At 59.3% G+C, this 23,432-nt stretch carries 22 protein-coding genes, 2 tRNA genes and 1 rRNA gene; 17 read left to right on the top strand and 8 right to left on the bottom strand.

The window, feature by feature from the left end; translation table 11 throughout:
• Nucleotides 1-23: 23 nt before the first annotated feature.
• From skp to MC269_RS14945, 12 genes are all read left to right on the top strand, one after another.
• Entirely contained in the window at nt 24-521 is a 498-nt protein-coding gene (gene skp, locus MC269_RS15000; RefSeq protein ID WP_033749591.1) for a molecular chaperone Skp, read from the top strand.
• Between the two features lie 3 nt (nt 522-524).
• Entirely contained in the window at nt 525-1,550 is a 1,026-nt protein-coding gene (gene lpxD / locus MC269_RS14995) for a UDP-3-O-(3-hydroxymyristoyl)glucosamine N-acyltransferase (protein ID WP_081138415.1), read from the top strand.
• A gap of 151 nt (nt 1,551-1,701) precedes the next feature.
• A complete protein-coding gene (gene fabZ / locus MC269_RS14990) occupies nt 1,702-2,157 on the top strand; it encodes a 3-hydroxyacyl-ACP dehydratase FabZ (RefSeq protein WP_013507953.1) in 456 nt (151 codons plus the stop codon).
• A 3-nt stretch (nt 2,158-2,160) separates the two neighbouring features.
• Nucleotides 2,161-2,949 carry an acyl-ACP--UDP-N-acetylglucosamine O-acyltransferase gene (lpxA, locus tag MC269_RS14985; RefSeq protein WP_081138413.1) on the top strand — a complete coding sequence of 263 codons (789 nt, stop codon included), beginning with the start codon at nt 2,161-2,163 and terminating at the stop codon, nt 2,947-2,949.
• A 3-nt stretch (nt 2,950-2,952) separates the two neighbouring features.
• Nucleotides 2,953-4,101 (top strand): lipid-A-disaccharide synthase, encoded by a 1,149-nt coding sequence (lpxB, locus tag MC269_RS14980; protein WP_239952883.1) that lies wholly within the window; start codon nt 2,953-2,955, stop codon nt 4,099-4,101.
• A complete protein-coding gene (gene rnhB / locus MC269_RS14975) occupies nt 4,094-4,720 on the top strand; it encodes a ribonuclease HII (protein ID WP_239952882.1) in 627 nt (208 codons plus the stop codon). Before lpxB ends, rnhB begins: the two co-directional genes overlap by 8 nt.
• A gap of 31 nt (nt 4,721-4,751) precedes the next feature.
• Nucleotides 4,752-8,234 (top strand): DNA polymerase III subunit alpha, encoded by a 3,483-nt coding sequence (gene dnaE, locus MC269_RS14970; protein ID WP_239952881.1) that lies wholly within the window; start codon nt 4,752-4,754, stop codon nt 8,232-8,234.
• Nucleotides 8,235-8,246: 12 nt separating this feature from the next.
• Entirely contained in the window at nt 8,247-9,203 is a 957-nt protein-coding gene (gene accA / locus MC269_RS14965) for an acetyl-CoA carboxylase carboxyl transferase subunit alpha (protein WP_081138405.1), read from the top strand.
• Nucleotides 9,204-9,349: 146 nt separating this feature from the next.
• The gene (locus MC269_RS14960; RefSeq protein ID WP_239952880.1) at nt 9,350-11,488 is read left to right on the top strand and encodes a lysine decarboxylase LdcC; all 2,139 of its coding nucleotides are present in this window, start codon (nt 9,350-9,352) and stop codon (nt 11,486-11,488) included.
• An 87-nt stretch (nt 11,489-11,575) separates the two neighbouring features.
• The gene (locus MC269_RS14955; RefSeq protein ID WP_239952879.1) at nt 11,576-11,965 is read left to right on the top strand and encodes a VOC family protein; all 390 of its coding nucleotides are present in this window, start codon (nt 11,576-11,578) and stop codon (nt 11,963-11,965) included.
• A 50-nt stretch (nt 11,966-12,015) separates the two neighbouring features.
• Entirely contained in the window at nt 12,016-13,311 is a 1,296-nt protein-coding gene (gene tilS, locus MC269_RS14950) for a tRNA lysidine(34) synthetase TilS (protein ID WP_239952878.1), read from the top strand.
• Between the two features lie 20 nt (nt 13,312-13,331).
• The gene (locus MC269_RS14945; RefSeq protein ID WP_239952877.1) at nt 13,332-13,640 is read left to right on the top strand and encodes a cytochrome c; all 309 of its coding nucleotides are present in this window, start codon (nt 13,332-13,334) and stop codon (nt 13,638-13,640) included.
• Nucleotides 13,641-13,685: 45 nt separating this feature from the next.
• Here MC269_RS14945 and rof read toward each other — a convergent pair whose 3' ends face one another.
• Nucleotides 13,686-13,946: a Rho-binding antiterminator gene (rof, locus tag MC269_RS14940; protein WP_081138397.1), complete on the bottom strand. Its 261-nt coding sequence runs from the start codon at nt 13,944-13,946 to the stop codon at nt 13,686-13,688.
• Nucleotides 13,933-14,133, bottom strand: a complete 201-nt coding sequence (locus tag MC269_RS14935; RefSeq protein ID WP_239955129.1) for a YaeP family protein — start codon at nt 14,131-14,133, stop codon at nt 13,933-13,935. Before MC269_RS14935 ends, rof begins: the two co-directional genes overlap by 14 nt.
• A 208-nt stretch (nt 14,134-14,341) precedes the next feature.
• Between MC269_RS14935 and arfB the strand changes: the two genes are divergently transcribed.
• The gene (gene arfB, locus MC269_RS14930) at nt 14,342-14,752 is read left to right on the top strand and encodes an alternative ribosome rescue aminoacyl-tRNA hydrolase ArfB (RefSeq protein WP_081138393.1); all 411 of its coding nucleotides are present in this window, start codon (nt 14,342-14,344) and stop codon (nt 14,750-14,752) included.
• Between the two features lie 34 nt (nt 14,753-14,786).
• Here the strand turns inward: arfB and proS are convergent, their stop codons facing one another.
• The 6 genes from proS to metN form a co-directional block, all read right to left on the bottom strand.
• A complete protein-coding gene (proS, locus tag MC269_RS14925) occupies nt 14,787-16,505 on the bottom strand; it encodes a proline--tRNA ligase (protein ID WP_239952876.1) in 1,719 nt (572 codons plus the stop codon).
• A gap of 68 nt (nt 16,506-16,573) precedes the next feature.
• Nucleotides 16,574-17,302: a tRNA (N6-threonylcarbamoyladenosine(37)-N6)-methyltransferase TrmO gene (tsaA, locus tag MC269_RS14920; RefSeq protein WP_239952875.1), complete on the bottom strand. Its 729-nt coding sequence runs from the start codon at nt 17,300-17,302 to the stop codon at nt 16,574-16,576.
• On the bottom strand, nt 17,299-17,694 hold the full coding sequence (rcsF, locus tag MC269_RS14915; protein ID WP_081138387.1) for an Rcs stress response system protein RcsF: 396 nt from the start codon (nt 17,692-17,694) through the stop codon (nt 17,299-17,301). The genes tsaA and rcsF overlap by 4 nt, the downstream gene beginning before the upstream one ends.
• Before the next feature lie 132 nt (nt 17,695-17,826).
• A complete protein-coding gene (locus MC269_RS14910; RefSeq protein WP_081138385.1) occupies nt 17,827-18,642 on the bottom strand; it encodes a MetQ/NlpA family lipoprotein in 816 nt (271 codons plus the stop codon).
• 37 nt (nt 18,643-18,679) lie between these two features.
• On the bottom strand, nt 18,680-19,333 hold the full coding sequence (locus tag MC269_RS14905; protein ID WP_081138383.1) for a methionine ABC transporter permease MetI: 654 nt from the start codon (nt 19,331-19,333) through the stop codon (nt 18,680-18,682).
• A complete protein-coding gene (gene metN, locus MC269_RS14900; protein ID WP_081138381.1) occupies nt 19,326-20,357 on the bottom strand; it encodes a methionine ABC transporter ATP-binding protein MetN in 1,032 nt (343 codons plus the stop codon). The genes MC269_RS14905 and metN overlap by 8 nt, the downstream gene beginning before the upstream one ends.
• Before the next feature lie 200 nt (nt 20,358-20,557).
• Between metN and gmhB the strand changes: the two genes are divergently transcribed.
• The 4 genes from gmhB to MC269_RS14880 all read left to right on the top strand — a co-directional run bounded on the left by gmhB (nt 20,558) and on the right by MC269_RS14880 (nt 23,423).
• Nucleotides 20,558-21,118 carry a D-glycero-beta-D-manno-heptose 1,7-bisphosphate 7-phosphatase gene (gene gmhB / locus MC269_RS14895; protein WP_239952874.1) on the top strand — a complete coding sequence of 187 codons (561 nt, stop codon included), beginning with the start codon at nt 20,558-20,560 and terminating at the stop codon, nt 21,116-21,118.
• Nucleotides 21,119-21,518: 400 nt separating this feature from the next.
• Nucleotides 21,519-23,058, top strand: a 16S ribosomal RNA gene (locus MC269_RS14890).
• A 71-nt stretch (nt 23,059-23,129) separates the two neighbouring features.
• A tRNA-Ile gene (locus MC269_RS14885) sits at nt 23,130-23,206 on the top strand.
• Nucleotides 23,207-23,347: 141 nt separating this feature from the next.
• A tRNA-Ala gene (locus tag MC269_RS14880) sits at nt 23,348-23,423 on the top strand.
• Nucleotides 23,424-23,432: the final 9 nt, after the last annotated feature.

Here is a 23,432-nt window from a genome sequence, read left to right as displayed (position 1 = left end):
ACGTTGATGGTAAGGAGTTTATAGTGAAAAAGTTGTTGTGTGCCGCAGGACTGGGTCTTGCTTTAGCTGTTTCCGCAGGCGCTCAGGCTGCTGACAAAATCGCAGTGGTAAACGTGTCCAGCATTTTCCAACAGTTACCGCAGCGTGCGACCGTTGCTAAACAGCTGGAAAACGAGTTCAAGGGCCGTGCAACCGAGCTGCAGAGCCAGGAGCGCGACCTGCAGACCAAAATGCAGCGTCTGCAGCGTGACGGTTCAACCATGAAGGCCAGCGACCGCAGCCGCATGGAAAAAGACGTCATGTCGCAGCGCGAAGCCTTCTCCTCTAAAGCGCAGGCGTTTGAGCAGGACAACCGTCGTCGTCAGATGGAAGAGCGCAACAAGCTGCTGAGCCGTATTCAGGACGCCGTGAAGAAAGTGGCGAGCGATGAAGGTTATGACGTGGTGATCGACGCCAACGCCGTGGCTTACGCGGCTAACGCGAAAGACATTACCGCTGACGTGCTGAAACAGGTTAAATAATCGATGTCATCAATTCGACTGGCTGATTTAGCCCAGCAGTTGGATGCAGAATTGCACGGAGATGGCGACCTCGCCATCTCCGGCATTGCTTCTATGCAATCCGCCCAAACCGGCCAAATCACATTTCTTAGCAACAGCCGCTACCGCGAGCAGCTCGCCCAGTGTCAGGCATCGGCCGTGGTGCTGACGGAAGCGGATCTGGAGTGGTGTCACACGGCCGCGCTGGTGGTGAAGAATCCCTATCTGACCTATGCGCGCATGGCTCAGCTGCTGGATACCACCCCGCAGCCGGCGCAGAATATCGCGCCCAGCGCGGTGATCGATCCCCGCGCGACGCTGGGGCAGAACGTCTCGGTCGGCGCCAATGCGGTGATCGAATCGGACGTGGTGCTGGGCGACAACGTGGTGATTGGCGCGGGCTGCTTCGTCGGTAAAAAGACGCGCATCGGCAACAACAGCCGCCTGTGGGCCAACGTGACCATTTATCACGAAATCGAAATCGGTCAGGATTGTCTGATTCAGTCTGGCACCGTGATCGGCGCTGACGGCTTTGGCTACGCCAACGATCGCGGCAATTGGGTGAAAATCCCGCAGCTTGGCGCTGTTATTATCGGCGATCGGGTTGAAATCGGCGCCTGTACCACCATCGATCGTGGCGCGCTGGATAACACTCTGATCGGCAATGGTGTTATCATAGACAACCAGTGTCAGATCGCACACAACGTGGTTATTGGCGACAATACCGCGGTTGCGGGTGGTGTGATCATGGCGGGTAGTTTGAAAATTGGACGTTACTGTATGATTGGCGGTGCCAGCGTCATTAACGGCCATATGGAAATCTGTGACAAGGTGACCGTGACCGGAATGGGCATGGTGATGCGTCCTATCACAGAGCCTGGGGTATACTCCTCGGGCATTCCGCTACAACCCAACAAAACCTGGCGCAAAACTGCAGCGCTGGTGATGAACATCGATGACATGAGCAAGCGCTTAAAAGCCATCGAGCGGAAGGTCGGCAAAGACGACTAAACGCCATCCCACATGCGACCGGCTTGCTAATAAAAACTGCTAAGCAGGCAAGCCAGGCGCCATTGAACCGATTTCGGCCTGCGGAGGATCGTTTTGATCTGTGCAGGCCGTGTTATTGATGTCATCAGATTTTTAGGACAGGAAGAGTATTTTGACTACTGAAACTCATACTCTGAAAATTGAAGAAATTTTAGAGCTGCTGCCGCACCGCTACCCGTTTCTGCTGGTTGATCGCGTGCTGGAGTTTGAAGAGCACAAGTATCTGCGCGCGGTGAAGAACGTCTCCGTAAACGAACCGTTTTTCCAGGGGCACTTCCCTGGTAAACCGATTTTCCCAGGCGTTCTGATCCTCGAAGCGATGGCGCAGGCTACCGGCATCCTGGCGTTTAAAAGCGTCGGCAAGCTGGAGCCGGGCGAACTCTACTATTTCGCCGGCATCGACGAAGCCCGATTCAAGCGTCCGGTGGTACCGGGCGATCAAATGATCATGGAAGTGACTTTCGAGAAAACCCGCCGTGGTTTGACGCGCTTTAAAGGCGTTGCTACCGTTGACGGCAAGATTGTCTGTGAAGCGACCATGATGTGTGCCCGTAGCCGGGAGGCATAATCTGTGATTGATCCAACCGCCACCATCCATGCCAGTTCCGTCATCGAAGAGGGCGCCGTTATCGGCCCCAACGTGCATATCGGCCCGTTCTGCTTTATCGGCGCCCATGTCGAGATCGGTGAAGGCACGGTCCTGAAGTCGCATGTGGTTATCAACGGCCATACGCGCATCGGGAAAGATAACCAGATCTATCAGTTCGCCTCTATCGGCGAAGTGAACCAGGATCTCAAATACGCCGGCGAGCCGACGCGCGTTGAAGTAGGCGACCGCAACCGCATCCGCGAGAGCGTTACCATTCATCGCGGCACCGTGCAGGGCGGCGGCGTGACCACCATCGGCAGCGATAACCTGCTGATGGTGAACGCGCATATCGCCCATGACTGCGTGATCGGCAACCGCTGCATTTTCGCCAACAACGCCACGCTGGGCGGCCACGTCACCGTGGACGACTTTGCGATTATCGGCGGCATGACGGCGGTGCATCAGTGGTGCACTATCGGCGCGCACGTGATGGTGGGCGGGTGTTCAGGCGTGGCGCAGGATGTGCCGCCGTACGTTATCGCGCAGGGCAACCACGCGACGCCGTTCGGCATCAACATCGAAGGCCTGAAGCGCCGCGGCTTCAGCAAAGAGGCGCTGCACGCCATTCGCAACGCCTATAAAGTGCTCTACCGCAGCAATAAAACGCTGGACGAAGCGAAGCCGGAGATCGAAGCGCTGGCGAAGCAGCACAGCGAAGTGCAGCCCTTCTACGACTTCTTCGCCCGTTCAACGCGTGGGTTGATTCGTTAATTCATGTCAGTGCGTCCCCTTACGATAGCCCTGGTCGCCGGAGAAACCTCCGGCGATATTCTTGGCGCCGGCCTGATCCGCGCGCTCAAAGCGCGTCATCCCGATGCCCGATTCGTCGGCGTGGCTGGTCCGCGCATGCAGGCCGAAGGCTGCGAAGTCTGGTATGAGATGGAAGAGCTGGCGGTGATGGGCATCGTCGAAGTGCTGGGCCGTCTGCCGCGCCTGATGAAAATCGGCCGCGACCTGACGCAGCGCTTTACCGATCTCAGGCCCGACGTTTTCGTCGGCATCGACGCGCCCGATTTCAATATCCGGCTGGAAGGGCGGCTCAAGCGCAACAACATCCGCACCATTCACTACGTCAGTCCCTCGGTCTGGGCCTGGCGGCAAAAGCGCGTGTTTAAAATCGGCCGCAATACCGATCTGGTGCTCGCCTTCCTGCCGTTTGAAAAAGCCTTTTACGATCGCTTCAACGTGTCATGCCGCTTTATCGGCCATACCATGGCGGATGCGATGCCGCTGCAGCCGGACAAAGCGGCCGCGCGGCGCGAACTCGGCATTGCCGACGAGGCGATCTGCCTTGCGCTGCTGCCCGGCAGCCGCCATGCGGAAGTCGAGATGCTCAGCGCCGACTTTTTACGCGCGGCGCAGCTGCTGCGCGTGCGCTATCCGGCGCTGGAGATTGTGGTGCCGCTGGTCAATGCGAAACGTCGCGTGCAGTTCGAGCAGATCAAAGCCGAGGTTGCCCCAGAGCTGCCGATGCATCTGCTGGATGGCAGAGGGCGCGAGGCGATGATTGCGAGCGACGCCGCGATTCTGGCATCCGGCACCGCCGCGCTGGAGTGTATGCTGGCAAAATGTCCGATGGTGGTCGGCTACCGCATGAAGCCCTCAACCTTCTGGCTGGCGAAGCGGCTGGTGAAAACGCCTTACGTCTCGCTGCCGAACCTGCTGGCGGGACGCGAACTGGTGAAAGAGCTGCTGCAGGACGAGTGCGAACCGCACGCGCTGGCGGCGGCGCTCGATCCGCTGCTGCACGCCGGCCCAGAGCGCGATGCGCTGCTCGCGACCTTTAGCGAGCTGCATCAGCAGATCCGCTGGAACGCAGATGAACAGGCAGCGGACGCCGTACTGGAGATCGCCCATGGCTGAATTTATCTATCCCGCTGCCCGCCTGATCGCGGGCGTCGACGAAGTGGGCCGCGGCCCGCTGGTTGGCGCAGTGGTCACGGCAGCGGTGATCCTCGATCCCGCCAGGCCAATTCAGGGCCTTGCGGACTCGAAAAAACTGTCGGAAAAGCGCCGCCTGGCGTTATTCGACGAGATCAAGCAGAACGCGCTGGCGTGGAGCCTCGGCCGCGCCGAGCCGGACGAAATTGACCAGCTCAATATTTTGCACGCCACCATGCTGGCGATGCAGCGCGCGGTGGCGGGCCTGGCCCTGACGCCCGATTTCGTGCTGGTGGACGGCAACCGCTGCCCGGCGCTGCCGATGCCCTCGCAGGCGGTGGTGAAAGGCGACAGCCTGGTGGCTGAAATCAGCGCGGCGTCGATTATCGCCAAAGTAACGCGCGACCGCGAAATGGCGGCGCTGGATCGGCTGTTCCCGCAATATGGCTTCGCCCAGCATAAAGGCTATCCCACGGCGCTGCATATGGAAAAGCTGACGCAGCACGGCGCCACGCCGCATCATCGCCGCAGTTTTGCGCCGGTGCGCAACGCCCTGATCGACGCTGAAGTGCTGGCCGCTGGCCAGCCGGCACCGCTTTAATCGCCTGACGCTGTTTTAACCGGAAACCGATATGGCTGAACCCCGTTTTATACATCTGCGTGTCCACAGTGACTACTCCATGGTCGATGGTCTGGCGAAAACCGGGCCGCTGGTCAAAAAGGCGGCTGCGCTCGGCATGCCGGCTATCGCGATTACGGATTTCATGAACCTGTGCGGGCTGGTGCGCTTCTACGGCAGCGCGCACGGCGCGGGGATCAAACCGATTATCGGCGCGGACTTTAACGTCGCCAGCGAGCTGATGGGCGATGAGCTGACGCAGCTCACCGTGCTGGCCGCCAACAATACCGGCTATCAGAACCTGACGCTGCTGATCTCGCGCGCCTATCAGCGCGGCTACGGCATTGCCGGCCCGGTGATCGACCGCGACTGGCTGCTGGAGCTGGGCGAAGGCCTGATCCTGCTCTCCGGCGGCCGCTGCGGCGATGTCGGCCGCAGCCTGCTGCGCGGCAACAGCGCGCTGGTGGCGCAGTGCCTGAGCTTTTATCAGACCCATTTCCCCGATCGCTACTACCTTGAGCTGACGCGCACCGGCCGCGCCGACGAGGAGAGCTATCTGCATGCCGCAGTCGAACTCGCCATCGCCGAAGGCGTGCCGGTGGTCGCCACCAACGAGGTCTGTTTCCTCAATGAAGAGGATTTCGACGCCCATGAAATCCGCGTGGCGATCCATGGCGGCTACACGCTCGACGATCCCAAACGGCCGCGCAACTACAGCCCTCAGCAATATATGCGCAGCGAAGAGGAGATGTGCGAGCTGTTCTCGGACATCCCGGAAGCGCTGGAAAACAGCGTAGAGATTGCTAAGCGCTGCAACGTGACGGTGCGCCTCGGCGAATACTTCCTGCCGCAGTTCCCGACCGGCGACATGAGCACCGAAGATTTTCTGGTGATGAAGTCGCGCGAGGGGCTGGAAGAGCGCCTTGAGTTTCTCTTTCCCGATGCGGAAGAGCGCGCTCAGAAACGGCCGGAATATGACGAGCGTCTGGAGATCGAGCTTAACGTAATCAACCAGATGGGCTTCCCTGGCTACTTCCTGATCGTGATGGAGTTTATCCAGTGGTCGAAAGATAACGGCATTCCGGTCGGGCCGGGACGCGGCTCGGGCGCCGGCTCGCTGGTCGCCTACGCGCTGAAGATCACCGATCTCGATCCGCTGGAGTTCGACCTGCTGTTCGAACGCTTCCTTAACCCGGAGCGCGTCTCGATGCCTGACTTCGACGTCGACTTCTGTATGGAGAAGCGCGACCAGGTGATCGACCACGTCGCCGAGATGTACGGGCGCGAAGCGGTGTCGCAGATCATCACCTTCGGCACCATGGCGGCGAAAGCGGTGATCCGCGACGTCGGCCGCGTGCTCGGGCACCCCTACGGCTTCGTCGACCGCATCTCCAAACTGATCCCGCCCGATCCCGGCATGACGCTGGAAAAAGCCTTCGCCGTCGAGCCGCAGCTGCCGGAGATGTACGACGCGGACGAAGAGGTTAAGGCGCTGATCGACATGGCGCGCAAGCTGGAAGGCGTGACGCGCAACGCCGGCAAGCACGCCGGTGGCGTGGTGATCGCCCCGACGCAGATCACCGATTTCGCACCGCTCTACTGCGATGAAAACGGCAACCATCCGGTGACACAGTTCGATAAAAACGACGTCGAGTACGCCGGCCTGGTGAAGTTCGACTTCCTGGGGCTGCGCACCCTGACCATCATCGACTGGGCGCTGAAGATGATCAACCCGCGGCGGGAGAAGCAGGGCCTGCCGCCGATCGATATCGCCGCCATCCCGCTGGATGATAAAAAAAGCTTCGACATGCTGCAGCGCGCGGAAACCACGGCGGTGTTCCAGCTGGAATCGCGCGGCATGAAAGATCTGATCAAACGCCTGAAGCCGGACTGCTTCGAGGATATGATCGCGCTGGTGGCGCTGTTCCGTCCCGGCCCGCTGCAGTCGGGCATGGTGGATAACTTTATCGACCGTAAGCACGGCCGCGAGGCGATCTCCTATCCCGATATTCAGTGGCAGCACGAAAGCCTGAAGCCGGTGCTTGAACCCACCTACGGCATCATCCTCTATCAGGAGCAGGTGATGCAGATCGCTCAGGTGCTCTCTGGCTACACCCTGGGCGGCGCGGATATGCTGCGTCGCGCCATGGGTAAAAAGAAACCGGAAGAGATGGCCAAGCAGCGCTCGGTGTTTAAAGAGGGCGCGGAGAGTATGGGCATCGACGGCGAGCTGTCGATGAAGATCTTCGACCTGGTGGAGAAGTTCGCCGGCTACGGCTTCAACAAGTCGCACTCCGCCGCCTATGCGCTGGTCTCCTACCAGACGCTGTGGCTGAAGGCGCACTATCCGGCTGAGTTTATGGCGGCGGTGATGACCGCCGATATGGACAACACCGAGAAGGTGGTCGGCCTGGTGGATGAGTGCTGGCGCATGGGCCTGAAGGTGCTGCCGCCCGATATCAACTCCGGCCTCTACCAGTTTCACGTCAACGACGACAATGAGATCGTCTACGGCATCGGCGCCATCAAGGGCGTCGGCGAAGGCCCGATCGAGGCGATCCTCGAGGCGCGCAACCAGGACGGCTACTTCCGCGAGCTGTTCGATCTCTGCGCGCGCACCGACACCAAAAAGATCAACCGCCGCGTGATGGAGAAGCTGATCATGTCCGGCGCCTTCGATCGCCTCGGCCCGCATCGCGCGGCGCTGATGAGCTCGCTCGGCGACGCGCTGAAAGCGGCGGATCAGCACGCTAAAGCGGAGGCGATCGGCCAGGCCGACATGTTCGGCGTGCTGGCGGAAGAGCCAGAGCAGGTGGAGAAATCCTACGCCAGCGTCACGCCGTGGCCCGAGCAGGTGCAGCTGGACGGCGAGCGCGAAACGCTCGGCCTCTATCTCACCGGCCATCCGATCAATCAGTATCTGAAAGAGATCGAACGCTATGTAGGCGGCATGCGCCTGAAGGACATGCATCCTACCGAGCGTGGTAAAATTACCGTCGCCGCCGGTCTGGTGGTGGCGGCGCGCGTGATGGTGACCAAGCGCGGCAACCGAATTGGTATCTGTACTCTGGACGACCGTTCCGGCCGTCTGGAGGTGATGTTATTTACCGATGCGTTAGACAAATACCAGCAGCTGCTGGAGAAAGACCGTATCCTGATCGTCAGCGGACAGGTCAGCTTTGATGATTTTAGCGGCGGCCTTAAAATGACCGCCCGAGAAGTCATGGACATTGACGAAGCGCGCGAAAAATACGCGCGTGGACTTGCTATCTCGCTGACGGACAGGCAAATTGATGACCAGCTATTAAACCGGCTCCGCCAGTCCCTTGAGCCCCATCGCTCAGGGACGATTCCGGTGAATCTCTACTACCAGAGAGCCGACGCGCGAGCGAAGCTACGCTTTGGTGCAGCGTGGCGTATTTCGCCCAGCGATCGCCTGCTCAACGAGTTGCGCTCGTTGATAGGGTCGGAGCAGGTTGAACTGGAGTTTGACTAAAACAGGAACATTATGAGTCTTAATTACCTGGATTTTGAACAGCCAATCGCCGAACTTGAAGCGAAAATTGATTCGCTCACGTCGATTGGTCGTCAGGATGATAAACACATTAATCTGGACGAAGAAGTGCAGCGTCTGCGCGAGAAAAGCGTCGAGCTGACGCGCAAAATCTTCGCCGATTTAGGCGCATGGCAGGTCGCGCAGCTGGCGCGCCATCCGCTGCGTCCTTATACGCTGGACTATCTTCGCAACGCTTTTGACGACTTTGACGAGCTGGCTGGCGACCGCGCCTACGCCGACGACAAAGCGATCGTCGGCGGCATCGCCCGTCTCGACGGCCGCCCGGTGATGGTCATTGGTCATCAAAAAGGTCGCGAAACCAAAGAGAAAATCCGCCGCAACTTCGGCATGCCGGCGCCGGAAGGCTACCGTAAAGCGCTGCGTCTGATGGAGATGGCCGAGCGTTTTAAAATGCCGCTGATCACCTTTATCGACACGCCGGGCGCCTATCCGGGCGTTGGCGCGGAAGAGCGCGGCCAGTCGGAAGCGATCGCCCGCAACCTGCGTGAAATGTCCGGCCTGAAAATCCCGGTGATCTGCACCGTGATCGGCGAAGGCGGCTCAGGCGGCGCGCTGGCGATCGGCGTCGGCGACAAAGTGAATATGCTGCAGTACAGCACCTACTCGGTGATCTCGCCGGAAGGCTGCGCCTCGATTCTGTGGAAAAGCGCGGATAAAGCCCCGCTGGCGGCAGAAGCGATGGGCATCACGGCTAACCGTTTGAAAGAGCTGAAGCTGATCGACTCCATCATTCCGGAGCCGCTGGGCGGCGCGCATCGTCAGCCGGTGGATATGGCGCTGGCGCTGAAAAACCAGCTGCTGGCGGATCTCGCCGATCTCGACACCCTGAGCACCGAAGAGCTGCTCGACCGTCGCTATCAGCGTCTGATGAGCTATGGCTACGCGTAATCGCGCAGTAGCCTGAGAAAGCGGACTCCGGTCCGCTTTTTTTATGCCCGCGCGCGGCCGTCTGGACACAGAGAGGAGCATTCTGACAGCAGCCGACCGCCACTCTTCGCTATGCTTAGCAGTGCACATTAAAAGGGAGGTGCGCATTGAATATTCTGGCGATCATGGGCTCACACGGCGTTTTCTATAAAGACGAACCGCTGCGCGAGCTGGAGACGGCGCTGACGCAGCAGGGCTTTCAACCGGTTTACCCCAAAAATATCGACGACCTGCTGAAGCTGATAGAGCACAACCCGCGCGTCTGCGGCGTGATCTTCGACTGGGACGCGCACAACAGTCCGGCGCTGTGCGCCGACATCAACCAGCTCAACGAATACCTGCCGCTCTATGCCTTTATCAACACCCATTCGCAGATGGACGTCAGCATCAACGAGATGCGCATGGCGCTGCACTTCTTTGAATATGCGCTGAACGCCGCGGACGATATCGCGCTGCATATCCGCCAGTACACCGACGACTACATCGATCACATCACGCCGCCGCTGACCAAAGCGCTGTTTACCTATGTGAAAGAGGGGAAATATACCTTCTGCACGCCGGGCCACATGGGCGGCACCGCCTTTCAAAAAAGCCCGGTCGGCACGCTGTTCTACGACTTTTTCGGCGCCAACACCCTGAAGGCGGATATCTCTATCTCGGTCACCGAGCTGGGGTCGCTGCTCGATCACACCGGCCCGCATCTGGAGGCGGAAGAGTATGTGGCGCGCACCTTTGGCGCCGAGCAGAGCTACATGGTGACCAACGGCACCTCGACCTCGAATAAAATCGTCGGCATGTACGCCGCGCCGACGGGCAGCACGGTGTTGATCGACCGCAACTGCCACAAGTCGCTGACCCATCTGCTGATGATGAGCGATATCGTGCCGATCTGGCTGAAGCCGACGCGCAACGCGCTGGGCATTCTCGGCGGCATTCCGAAGCGGGAGTTTACCCGCGCCAGCATCGAGCAAAAAGTGGCGGCGACGCCGCGCGCCAGCTGGCCGGTGCACGCTGTGATCACCAACTCCACCTACGACGGCCTGCTCTACAACACGCAGTACATCAAGCAGACGCTGGAGGTGCCGTCGATCCATTTCGACTCCGCCTGGGTGCCCTATACCAACTTCCATCCCATCTATGCCGGCAAAAGCGGCATGAGCGGCGAGCGCACGCCTGGCAAGGTAATCTATGAAACCCAGTCGACCCACAAGCTGCTGGCTGCCTTCTCGCAGGCCTCGCTGATCCATATCAAAGGCGACTACGACGAGCACACCTTCAACGAAGCCTACATGATGCACACCACCACCTCGCCCAACTACGCGATTGTGTCGTCGATTGAAACCGCGGCGGCGATGCTGCGCGGCAATCCCGGCAGGCGGCTGATCAACCGCTCCGTCGAGCGCGCGCTGCATTTTCGCCGCGAGATCCAGCGGCTGCGCGAGGAGTCCGACAGCTGGTTCTTCGATATCTGGCAGCCGGAGCACGTCGATGAAGCGGAATGCTGGCCGATCCAGCCGGGCGAGGAAGCGTGGCACGGCTTTACCCAGGCGGACGCCGATCATATGTATCTCGATCCGATCAAGGTGACGATCCTGACGCCGGGCATGAGCGAGCTGGGCGAGATGGCGGATGAAGGGATCCCCGCGGCGCTGGTGGCAAAATTCCTCGACGAGCGCGGCATCGTGGTAGAGAAAACCGGCCCCTACAACCTGCTGTTTCTGTTTAGCATCGGCATCGACAAGACGCGGGCGATGAGCGTGCTGCGCGGCCTGACCGAGTTCAAGCGCGCCTACGATCTCAACCTGCGGGTCAAGAACATGCTGCCGGATCTCTACGCCGAAGATCCCGATTTCTACCGCAATATGCGCATCCAGACGCTGGCGCAGGGGATCCACCAGCTGATCCGCCAGCACGATCTGCCGCGCCTGATGCTGAAGGCGTTCGACGTGCTGCCGGAGATGAAGATGACGCCGCATCAGGCGTTTCAGCAGCAGGTGCAGGGCAAGGTGGAAACCGTGGATCTCAGGCAGCTGGTGGGCCGCGTCTCCGCCAATATGATCCTGCCTTATCCGCCTGGGGTGCCGCTGGTGATGCCGGGCGAGATGATCACCGAAGAGAGCCGCGCAGTGCTCGACTTCCTGCTGATGCTCTGCACCATCGGACGCCACTATCCCGGCTTTGAGACCGATATTCACGGCGCGACGCTGACGGAAGAGGGCGACTATCGCGTGCGCGTGCTGAAATAGGGGAAAAGGCAGCGGCTTCAGACAATTGCGCATTGCAAGCCGCTGCCGCACGCTTCAGGATAAGCAAAAAACCGTCATGGAGTCGTTATGCTGCAGTTATCTTCTGTCCACCACATCGCCGTTATCGCCACCGATTATGCGCGCAGTAAGGCCTTTTACTGCGACGTGCTCGGCTTTAGCCTGATGAGCGAGGTTTACCGCGAGGCGCGCGATTCGTGGAAAGGCGACCTGGCGCTGAACGGCCAGTACACCATCGAGCTGTTCTCTTTTCCTTCGCCGCCGGCGCGCGTCATTCATCCTGAAGCCTGCGGCCTGCGCCATCTCGCCTTTACCGTGCCGGACGTCGCGGCGGCGGTCGCCACGCTGGCGGAAAAAGGGGTGGTGTGCGAGCCGATCCGCATTGACGATCTGACCGGCAAGCAGTGCACCTTCTTTGCCGATCCAGATGGTTTGCCGCTGGAGCTTTATCAGGCGTAAAATAGCGCGCGCAGGGGCCGCATCCGGCGGCCCTGAATCTGGAACGCGTCATGTCTTTGTCTCATCTCGCCTCGCTGTTGCCCGCCGATGCCGCGCTGGTGGTGGCGTTCAGCGGCGGCCTCGATTCCACCGTATTGCTGCATCAGCTGCTGCGCTGGCAGCAGACGCACCCGCAAACGCGCCTGCGCGCGCTGCATGTTCATCATGGATTAAGCCCCAACGCCGATAGCTGGGCGGCGCACTGCATGGCGCTGTGCGCCGACTGGCAGCTGCGCTGCGAGGTGCTGCGCGTGCAGGTCGACGCGCGTGAGCAGGGCGTTGAGGGCGCGGCACGCGCGGCGCGCTACCAGGCGCTGACGGCGGCGATGCAGCCTGACGAGCTGCTGCTGACCGCGCAGCACCTCGACGACCAGTGCGAAACGCTGCTGCTGGCGCTGAAGCGCGGCAGCGGACCAGCCGGGCTGGCGGCGATGCCGCTGCGCCATACACGCTATGGCCGCGTGCTGCTGCGTCCGCTGCTCGGCCAGTCGCGCCAGCAGCTGGAAGCCTATGCGCGGCAGCATCAGCTGCGCTGGATAGAAGACGAAAGCAACCAGGACGCGCGCTACGACCGCAATTTTCTGCGCCAGCGCCTGCTGCCTGAGCTGCAGGCGCGCTGGCCGCACTTCGCTGAAGCCTGCGCGCGCAGCGCGGCGCTGTGCGGCGAGCAGGAGCAGCTGCTGGACGAGCTGCTGGCGGAGCAGCTAGCCGCGCTGACGCAGGCGGACGGCAGCCTCCATTTCCCGCCGCTTTTAACGATGAGCGAGACGCGCGCCAACGCGCTGCTGCGGCGCTGGATCGCCCGCCAGGGCGCGCCGATGGTGTCGCGCGCCGCGCTGCAGCGTCTGCGCCAGGAGGTGATGCTGAGCCGCGAGGACGCGCAGCCGCGCTTACGCTTTGGCGAGGCGGAGGCGCGCCGCTATCGCGATCGGCTTTACTGGGTGCCGCGCTGCGCGTCGCTAAAGGATCGGCTGCTGCCCTGGCCCGACCGGCGCGCGCCACTGCTGCTGCCGCAGCAGCTCGGCGTGCTGCTGGCGCACCGCGCGCCGTCGGCGCTGCGTCAGCCCGATGCGGATGAAGAGGTCAGCGTGCGTTTTCATGCGCAGGGCGAGGTGCATCTGGCCGGTCGCGCCGGGGGACGGGAGATAAAAAAAGTGTGGCAGGAACTGGCCATCCCGCCGTGGCAGCGCGAACGTATTCCGCTGATCTATTACAATCAGACGCTTGTCTGCGCGCCAGGCCTGTTCATTACCCGGCAGGGCGCCGCCGTTGACGAACACGGCTGGCAGGCGATCTGGCAAAAATAACGATAATGCTGGAGAGCAAAATGAAGAGAGTTATGGCCATGCTGTTGCTGGCGGCGGCGCTGCCGGCGCTGGCCGATGGCGATATCAACGCGGGCGCGCAGAAGTCCGCCGCCTGCACCGCCTGTCACGGCGCGCAGGGAAAAAGCAGCGTGCCGCTCTATCCCAACCTGGCGGGACAGAACGCCGCCTACCTGAACCATGCGCTGCAGGCGTACAAAAAAGGCGAGCGCAGCGGCGGACAGGCAGAGGTGATGAAGGCGTTTGTGGCGGGATTAAGCGATGAGGATATGGCGGATGTGTCGGCTTACTATGGGTCGCTAAAGCCGTAAGGGAAAGGGAAGGGGGCGGGAAAAATCCCGCCCGAGGCGTTGTCGTTACTCTTCGCTGACGACAACGGTGCCCAGCTCAGGATGGCTGAAGCTGGCGATGTGATCGAGGCGTAGCTCGCGCGTTTCACCAGAGAGATCGATCGTCAGGTATTCCACGTTTTTGCGTGAAACCATGTCGATGGCTTTCGCTTTCAGCGCCTCGCCGTTTTTCAGGGTCAGCTCAAGCGTCCAGTGTCTGGTGCAGGCGAGTTCGAGGTTGTCATAGTCATCGCAGTTGATGGGTCTGTAGGCTTCATTCGTCAACATAGTCGCTCACCAGTAAGTTTGCAGCGGCATAGGCTGCCTGTTCCCTGACAGAAGAGTTTAGCGCAGAATTAGCGGCAATATCATCGAGTGCCTGTAAAACGCAGCCGATCGCGTCGGGCACATATCCCAGATCGCCGCTGCCGATCTCGGCATACTTGCGACGAACCAATTCACAATATTTTTGCACGTTCACCTCCTCAGCAGAGCAAGAATACTCTGGTTGCCAGGAGGACTATATCACAGGCATTTCCAGGATTTCAGCCACGGCAAAGCAGGATCGCGTGGTCGAAAGCGGCTAAAGTGACAGAATACGCTGGTTAAGCAGCAGGAAACGCAAGCACAAAAGGTTAAGTCGATGAACGGGTTAAACAACGCATCAGGGTATCAGGTGACAAATGATTAAGGTTTCACGCACGATCGAACTGCCAGAGAGCGAGGTTGAGCTGAGCGCCATTCGCGCCCAGGGCGCTGGCGGCCAGCACGTTAATAAAACCAGCACCGCCATTCATCTGCGTTTCGATATCGCCACCTCGTCGCTGCCGCCGTTTCACAAGCAGCGCATGCTGGCGGCAAAGCACCATCTCATCACCCCGGAAGGCATGGTGATTATTAAAGCGCAGGAGTATCGCAGCCAGGAGATGAACCGCGAGGCGGCGGTGCAGCGGCTGGTGAATCTGATACAGGAGCTGACCCGCGTGGAGAAAGCCCGTCGCGCCACGCGGCCGACGCGCGCGTCGAAAGAGCGGCGGCTGGAGGGGAAAGCGCGGCGCAGCTCGACAAAATCGCTACGGGGAAAAGTGGTGTAAAAAAACGCCCCCGCAAGCGGGGGCGAGAGGACCATTACTTGTTGAGGGCCTTCAGCAGGAAGTCGACGATCTCGCTTTGCTTGATCATCTCTTTCTCGCCGGCGCGGCGCGCCTTGTACTCAATCTCTTCGTTATCGAGATTGCGGTCGCCGATAACGATGGTGTGCGGCACGCCAATCAGCTCCATATCGGCGAACATCACGCCCGGACGCTCTTTACGATCGTCGAGGATCACCTCGACGCCTTTCGCGCGCAGGGTGGTGTAAAGCTCTTCCGCCAGCTCTTTCACGCGGAAAGATTTGTGCATGTTCATTGGCAGGATCGCCACTTCGAACGGCGCCAGCGCCGCCGGCCAGATAATGCCGCGATCGTCGTGGTTCTGCTCAATCGCCGCTGCCACCACGCGCGTGATGCCGATGCCGTAGCAGCCCATGGTCATCACCTGGTTGCGGCCATCTTCGCCCTGAACCGCCGCTTTCATCGCTTCAGAGTATTTGGTGCCGAGCTGGAAAATATGGCCGACTTCAATACCGCGTTTGATCTGCAGCGTGCCTTTGCCATCCGGGCTCGGATCGCCTTCCACCACGTTGCGGATATCGGCAACGATCGCCTGCGGCAGATCGCGTTCCCAGTTAATGCCGACAAAGTGCTTGCCGTCGACGTTGGCGCCCGCGCTGAAGTCGCTCATCTTGTCGACGCTGCGATCGGCAATAATCGGCATCGCCAGACCGACCGGACCGAGCGAGCCTGGGCCTGCACCCACTTGAGCGCGGATCTCTTCCTCGGTGGCGAACACCAGCGGCGAGGCGACGACGTCGAGCTTCTCCGCTTTGATTTCGTTCAGCTCATGATCGCCGCGCACCAGCAGCGCCACCAGCGTATGGCCGCTCTCTTCGCTGGCTTTCACCATCAGCGTCTTCACGGTTTTCTCAATCGGCAGCTGGAACTGCTCGACCAGATCGGCAATGGTTTTGGCGTTCGGCGTGTCGATCTGCGTCATCGCCTGGGTCGGCTGCGGGCGATCGCCGGCCGGCGCCACCGCTTCGGCCATTTCAATGTTGGCGGCGTAGTCCGATTCGGTCGAGAAGATCACGTCATCTTCGCCGCTCTGCGCCAGCACCTGGAATTCGTGCGACGCGCTGCCGCCGATAGAGCCGGTATCCGCCTGCACCGCGCGGAAGTCGAGGCCCATGCGGCTAAAGCTGTTGCTGTAGGCGCGATACATCGCGTCGTAGGTTTCCTGCAGCGACTCCTGCGTGGTGTGGAAGGAGTAGGCGTCCTTCATGATGAACTCGCGCGAACGCATCACGCCGAAACGCGGGCGCACTTCATCGCGGAATTTGGTCTGGATCTGATAGAGGTTCAGCGGCAGCTGCTTGTAAGAACTCAGCTCGTTGCGGATCAGATCGGTCACCACTTCTTCATGCGTCGGGCCGAGCACGAAAGGGCGCTCGTGGCGATCGGCGATGCGCAGCAGCTCCGGGCCATACTGTTCCCAGCGACCGCTCTCCTGCCACAGATCGGCAGGCTGAACCACCGGCATGGAGATCTCAATCGCGCCCGCGTTGTTCATCTCTTCGCGCACGATGTTTTCGACTTTTTTCAGCACGCGTAAACCGGTCGGCAGCCAGGTATAGAGACCTGAAGCCAGTTTGCGGATCATCCCGGCGCGCAGCATCAGCTGGTGGCTGATCACTTCCGCGTCGGAGGGCGTCTCCTTCAGAGTGGAGAGCAAATATTGAGTAGTACGCATTGATTAAGATTCCAGTTAAACGGAAAGTCACTGACAAAAATGTGTTGGCGGCTAGTGTACCAGCGAGATCACGGGCCCAAAAGCGCGTTTTCACGCGGGTCGAGCGCGATGACTTCGGTGCCGGTGTCATCCACGCGCCAACGCACATTAAAATCGAGCAGCCAGACGGCATATTCCCGCGCCTGCGCGTCGCCTTTGCGGTAGGCGGGACGCGGATCCTGCGCCAGCACGTCGCGAATAAACCGCGCCAGATGGGGATAGCGCGACTGCTGCTGCGCCAGCTGCTGCTCAGCCTGCGGCGAGAAGCGCACCGGCATATCGGCGGCGGGCGCCTCCTGCGCGAACCCGGCGCGCGCCTGCGGCAGCGCCTCGGCAAAGGGGAGATAGGGCTTGATATCGACCACCGGCGTGCCGTCGACCAGATCCAGACTGCCGAGCTGCAGGATCACCTGATTTTTCTCGCAGCGGATGCCCTTCAGCTCGACCAGCGACATGCCGATGGGATTCGGGCGAAAGGTCGAACGGGTGGCGAACACGCCCATGCGCGCATTGCCGCCCAGGCGCGGCGGCCGCACCGTGGGACGCCAGCCGCCCGCCATGGTCTGATGAAACACGAACAGCACCCACAGATGGCTGAAGCTCTCCAGCCCGCGCACCGCCTCCGGCTGATTATAGGGCGCCGTCAGATGCAGTTCGCCCTGACCGTCCGGCACCAGGCCAGGCTGACGCGGAACGGCGAATTTCTCTCTCCACGGCGAACGGATCACGCCGATCTGCTCGAAGGCGAAGGCGCTCATTGATTCACTTTCAACGCCGATCCCTGACAGATCGCCTGACGATAGCAGCCCGGCGTGCTGCTGACGATTTCACACTTGTGCAGCAAAACGGCGTTGGCTTTCAGGTAGGAGGCTTTTACCTGCAGGCGCTTGCGTGCGGTGGCGAGGTTGGGCGGCGAATCCTGACGGCTGCTCTGGCAGTCGTCGCCAGCGACTTCGCCCAGGTCGCGGAACGGCTTGCTGACCAGGTCGGCGGCGTCGGTGTAGACTTTGACCGGTGCGGGACGCGGCGTCGGCTTACGCGCCGGCTCGCGGGATGGCTGCGAATGAACGGGTCCGCTGCTTATAGGGTGATATTCGTGAACGCACCCGGTCAGCATCAATGCCAACAAGCAGAGCGGTAATAAACGCATGGCAACATCCTCAAGGTTGTAAAAAGTGGCGTTATTGAAACAAGGACAAGGGGAAATAACAAGTCGCGCCGGGTGCGGCGCAAAAGAAAGGGCGGCTAAGCGCCGCCCTGACTGGAACCATTGGGAAAGGGATTACCAGCCTTTGACTGCGCCGCCGTTGAAGATCTTGTTCGCGGCTTCTGCCACTTCGTCAGACTGATAGGCCTGCACGAATTTCTTCACGTTTTCCGCGTCTTTGTTATCTTCGCGGCTGACGATCAGGTTCACGTAGGGTGAATCTTTGTCTTCGACGAAGATACCGTCTTTGGCCGGCGTCAGGCCGATCTGGCTGGCGTAGGTGGTGTTGATCACCGCTAGTGCGATCTGCTGGTCATCCAGCGAGCGCGGCAGCTGCGGCGCTTCCAGCTCGACGATCTTCAGGTTTTTCGGGTTCTCAACGATATCCAGCGAGGTCGGCAGCAGGCCAACGCCATCCTTCAGCTTGATCAGGCCCACTTTCTGCAGCAGCAGCAGCGAACGGCCGAGGTTGGTCGGATCGTTAGGAATAGCGACCTGCGCGCCGTTCTGCAGCTCGTCCAGCGATTTGATTTTTTTCGAGTAGCCCGCGATCGGATAAACAAAGGAGTTGCCGACCGGCACCAGCTTGTAGCCGCGATCTTTGATCTGCTGATCCAGATAAGGTTTGTGCTGGAAGGCGTTGGCGTCGATATCGCCTTTGCTCAGCGCTTCGTTCGGCAGCACGTAGTCGTTGAAGGTTACCAGTTCAACGTCGAGGCCATATTTATCCTTCGCCACTTTCTGCGCTGCTTCAGCAACCTGCTGCTCTGCGCCGACAATCACGCCCACTTTAATGTGGTTTGGATCTTTGGCTTTTTGATCGCATCCCGCCAGCGCAATCACGCCAAGCAGGGCACCCACAGCGGCAATCTTTTTGAATGTAAAAGTCATATCTCTTCCTTAATGGAGACGTAATGATATTGCTGACTTATTTATGGGACACGCCACGTACGATGCGGTCGCCACAAAACTGAATTAAATACACCAGAACCACCAGTAACACGAGCACCGTATTCATTACCGTGGCGTTATAGCCGATATAGCCGTACTGATAGCCAATCTGTCCCAGTCCGCCCGCGCCGACGGCGCCGCCCATAGCGGAGTAGCCCACCAGGGTAATCAGCGTGATGGTGGCGGCGTTGACCAGGCCTGGCAGCGCCTCCGGCAGCAGCACCTTGCGCACGATCTGCAGCGGCGTGGCGCCCATGGCGCGCGACGCTTCAATCAGGCCGGTTGGCAGCTCAAGCAGCGCATTCTCCACCATACGCGCGATAAACGGCGCGGCGCCGACGGTCAGCGGCACGATAGCCGCCTGCAGGCCGATAGAGGTGCCGACGATGGCGCGGGTAAAGGGGATCATCCATACCAGCAGAATAATGAAGGGGATAGAGCGGAAAATATTGACCAGCGCGGAGAGCACGCGATAGAGCGTTCTGTTCTCGCGGATCTGTCCCGGACGGGTAACGTAGAGCAACACGCCGACCGGCAGGCCCAGCACAAAGCCAAAGAAGCCGGAGACAAAGGTCATCATCAGCGTTTCCCAGACGCCGCGCGCCAGTAAAGCCATCATCGCCTCAGACATAACCCAGTACCTCTACTTTTACATGATTTTCTTGCAGCCACGCGATAGCGGCTTTGGCGTCGCTTTCCGCGCCGTCCATTTCTGCTAGCATAATGCCGAACTTCACGCCGCCGGCGTAATCCATCTGCGCGCTGATAATGTTGTTATTGACGTTAAAGCGGCGCGCAGCTTCCGAAAGCAGCGGCGCGTCAACGGATTTGCCGGTGAACTCGAGACGCAGCAGCGGCACGCGTTCGGCGGCGGGCTGCGGCGACAGGCGCTGCTGATAATCTTCTGGGATATCGAGGTGCAGCGTCGACTGAATAAACTGCTGCGCCAGCGGCGTTTTCGGATGGGAGAAGACTTCGCTGACGCTGTCTTTCTCGATCAGTTCGCCATTGCTGATCACCGCGACCTGATCGCAAATGCGCTTCACCACGTCCATCTCATGGGTGATCAGTAAAATGGTAAGGCCGAGACGACGGTTGATATCTTTCAGCAGCTCAAGGATAGAGCGGGTGGTAGCCGGATCGAGCGCGCTGGTGGCTTCGTCGCACAGCAGCACTTTCGGGTTGCTGGCCAGCGCGCGGGCGATGGCGACGCGCTGCTTCTGTCCGCCGGAGAGGTTGGCGGGCCAGGCGTCATGCTTATCGGCCAGGCCGACCAGCTCCAGTAATTCAGTGACGCGCTGCTTAATCTCGTCGCGCGACAGGCTGCCCAGCTCCAGCGGCAGCGCCACGTTACCGAAAACGGTGCGCGAGTTCATTAAGTTGAAGTGCTGGAAAATCATGCCGATTTGACGGCGCGCCTGCGTCAGCTGACGCTCGCTCAGCGCGGTCAGGTCGTGGCCATCGACCAGCACGCGGCCTGAGGTCGGGCGTTCCAGCAGGTTAACGCAGCGGATCAGCGTACTTTTACCTGCGCCAGACGAGCCAATCACGCCATAGATCTGTCCCGCCGGCACGTGCAGGCTAACGTCGGAGAGCGCCTGAATAGTACGTGAGCCTTGCTGGAACACTTTGGTAATATTTTCGAGTTTAATCATTAGTTTATTTATTATCGTCTTACGTTGTCCGTGGTGTGGAACCCTTCGCGCCGAACCAGAGTGCGAAAGCTGAGCGGATGTTAAGGCATCCAGACGTCTAAATCAATCAAAGTCATCTAAACTGCCATTCTCTCTTTTATTGCAATCATGCAATACTAGGCGGCAATTTTAGTAGCATCTTTAGTAGCAGGAGTTTCTCAGTGGCGAATAAAGTCCCGGCTGTTTTTCTTGATCGTGACGGCACCTTGAATGTCGATCACGGCTATGTCCATGAAATCGACAACTTCCAGTTTATCGACGGCACTATCGAGGCGCTGCAGGCGTTGAAGAAGATGGGATTCGCGCTGGTGGTCATTACCAATCAGTCCGGCATTGCCCGCGGTATGTTCACCGAAGATCAGTTTATGCAGCTGACCGAGTGGATGGACTGGTCGCTGGCGGACCGCGACGTCGATCTCGACGGCATCTATTTTTGTCCCCACTTGCCGGACGCGGCCGTTGAGGAGTATCGCCAGCAGTGCGACTGCCGTAAGCCTCAGCCCGGCATGCTGCTCTCGGCGCAGAAGCATCTTGATATCGATATGGCGGCTTCTTATATGGTGGGCGATAAAACGGAAGATATGCTGGCGGGCAAAGCGGCGGGCGTAGGCACCACGGTGCTGGTGCGCAGCGGTAAAGCGGTGACGGCGGAAGGGGAAGCGGCCGCTGACTGGGTGCTGGATAGCCTCGCCGACCTGCCTCAGGCAATTAAAAAGCGCTAAAAACGCGCGCTTTGCACAATATTCAGACGAACGACACAAAACTTTAAAAAAGCCTCTTGCGCTCTCTGAACGACTCCCTATAATGCGCCTCCATCGACACGGCACAACGGCTTACGAAATGTGGTGTTGAGGTGATGAAAATCACCGTCGGTTAAAGCGAAAATAAACGCTTGACTGACACAGAGAGTAGCGTAACATACGCCACCTCGCAGCAGCAGGCTCAGCCGCTGACTGCACCGCTCTTTAACAATTTATCAGACAATCTGTGTGGGCACTCGAGAGCAGATATCAAAGCCTCCGGGCTTAAAAAATATCAAGCCTCACGAGTGGACACATAATGACATTCATTATGACGTTTTACAGATGAGCACCGCTTAACTTGTTTAAGCAAATCAAACTTAAATTGAAGAGTTTGATCATGGCTCAGATTGAACGCTGGCGGCAGGCCTAACACATGCAAGTCGAACGGTAGCACAGAGAGCTTGCTCTTGGGTGACGAGTGGCGGACGGGTGAGTAATGTCTGGGAAACTGCCCGATGGAGGGGGATAACTACTGGAAACGGTAGCTAATACCGCATAACGTCGCAAGACCAAAGTGGGGGACCTTCGGGCCTCACACCATCGGATGTGCCCAGATGGGATTAGCTAGTAGGTGGGGTAACGGCTCACCTAGGCGACGATCCCTAGCTGGTCTGAGAGGATGACCAGCCACACTGGAACTGAGACACGGTCCAGACTCCTACGGGAGGCAGCAGTGGGGAATATTGCACAATGGGCGCAAGCCTGATGCAGCCATGCCGCGTGTATGAAGAAGGCCTTCGGGTTGTAAAGTACTTTCAGCGGGGAGGAAGGCGATGCGGTTAATAACCGCGTCGATTGACGTTACCCGCAGAAGAAGCACCGGCTAACTCCGTGCCAGCAGCCGCGGTAATACGGAGGGTGCAAGCGTTAATCGGAATTACTGGGCGTAAAGCGCACGCAGGCGGTCTGTCAAGTCGGATGTGAAATCCCCGGGCTTAACCTGGGAACTGCATTCGAAACTGGCAGGCTAGAGTCTTGTAGAGGGGGGTAGAATTCCAGGTGTAGCGGTGAAATGCGTAGAGATCTGGAGGAATACCGGTGGCGAAGGCGGCCCCCTGGACAAAGACTGACGCTCAGGTGCGAAAGCGTGGGGAGCAAACAGGATTAGATACCCTGGTAGTCCACGCCGTAAACGATGTCGACTTGGAGGCTGTTCCCTTGAGGAGTGGCTTCCGGAGCTAACGCGTTAAGTCGACCGCCTGGGGAGTACGGCCGCAAGGTTAAAACTCAAATGAATTGACGGGGGCCCGCACAAGCGGTGGAGCATGTGGTTTAATTCGATGCAACGCGAAGAACCTTACCTACTCTTGACATCCACGGAATTTGGCAGAGATGCCTTAGTGCCTTCGGGAACCGTGAGACAGGTGCTGCATGGCTGTCGTCAGCTCGTGTTGTGAAATGTTGGGTTAAGTCCCGCAACGAGCGCAACCCTTATCCTTTGTTGCCAGCGATTCGGTCGGGAACTCAAAGGAGACTGCCGGTGATAAACCGGAGGAAGGTGGGGATGACGTCAAGTCATCATGGCCCTTACGAGTAGGGCTACACACGTGCTACAATGGCGCATACAAAGAGAAGCGACCTCGCGAGAGCAAGCGGACCTCATAAAGTGCGTCGTAGTCCGGATCGGAGTCTGCAACTCGACTCCGTGAAGTCGGAATCGCTAGTAATCGTGGATCAGAATGCCACGGTGAATACGTTCCCGGGCCTTGTACACACCGCCCGTCACACCATGGGAGTGGGTTGCAAAAGAAGTAGGTAGCTTAACCTTCGGGAGGGCGCTTACCACTTTGTGATTCATGACTGGGGTGAAGTCGTAACAAGGTAACCGTAGGGGAACCTGCGGTTGGATCACCTCCTTACCTGAAGATACTGCCTTCGAAGTGCTCACACAGATTGTCTGATAGAAAGTAACGAGCAGAAAAACCTCTACAGGCTTGTAGCTCAGGTGGTTAGAGCGCACCCCTGATAAGGGTGAGGTCGGTGGTTCAAGTCCACTCAGGCCTACCAATTCGCACTCATGCTGCGTTATGTTTCCGTCTCGCATAGTTCACTATGCTTCGCGAAAACATGCCTTGCCTGAGCACGAATTCACGTTTCTCCTTAAGGGAAAGGTTGAGTGGTAGTAGACGGTCTCTGCAGTAACTGTATGGGGCTATAGCTCAGCTGGGAGAGCGCCTGCCTTGCACGCAGGAGGTCAGCGGTTCGATCCCGCTTAGCTCCACCATACTGTTTT

The organism is Pantoea sp. Z09, from assembly GCF_022394795.1.
Lineage (GTDB): Bacteria > Pseudomonadota > Gammaproteobacteria > Enterobacterales > Enterobacteriaceae > Pantoea > Pantoea latae.
This window is presented reverse-complemented; position numbering and strand designations above follow the sequence as displayed.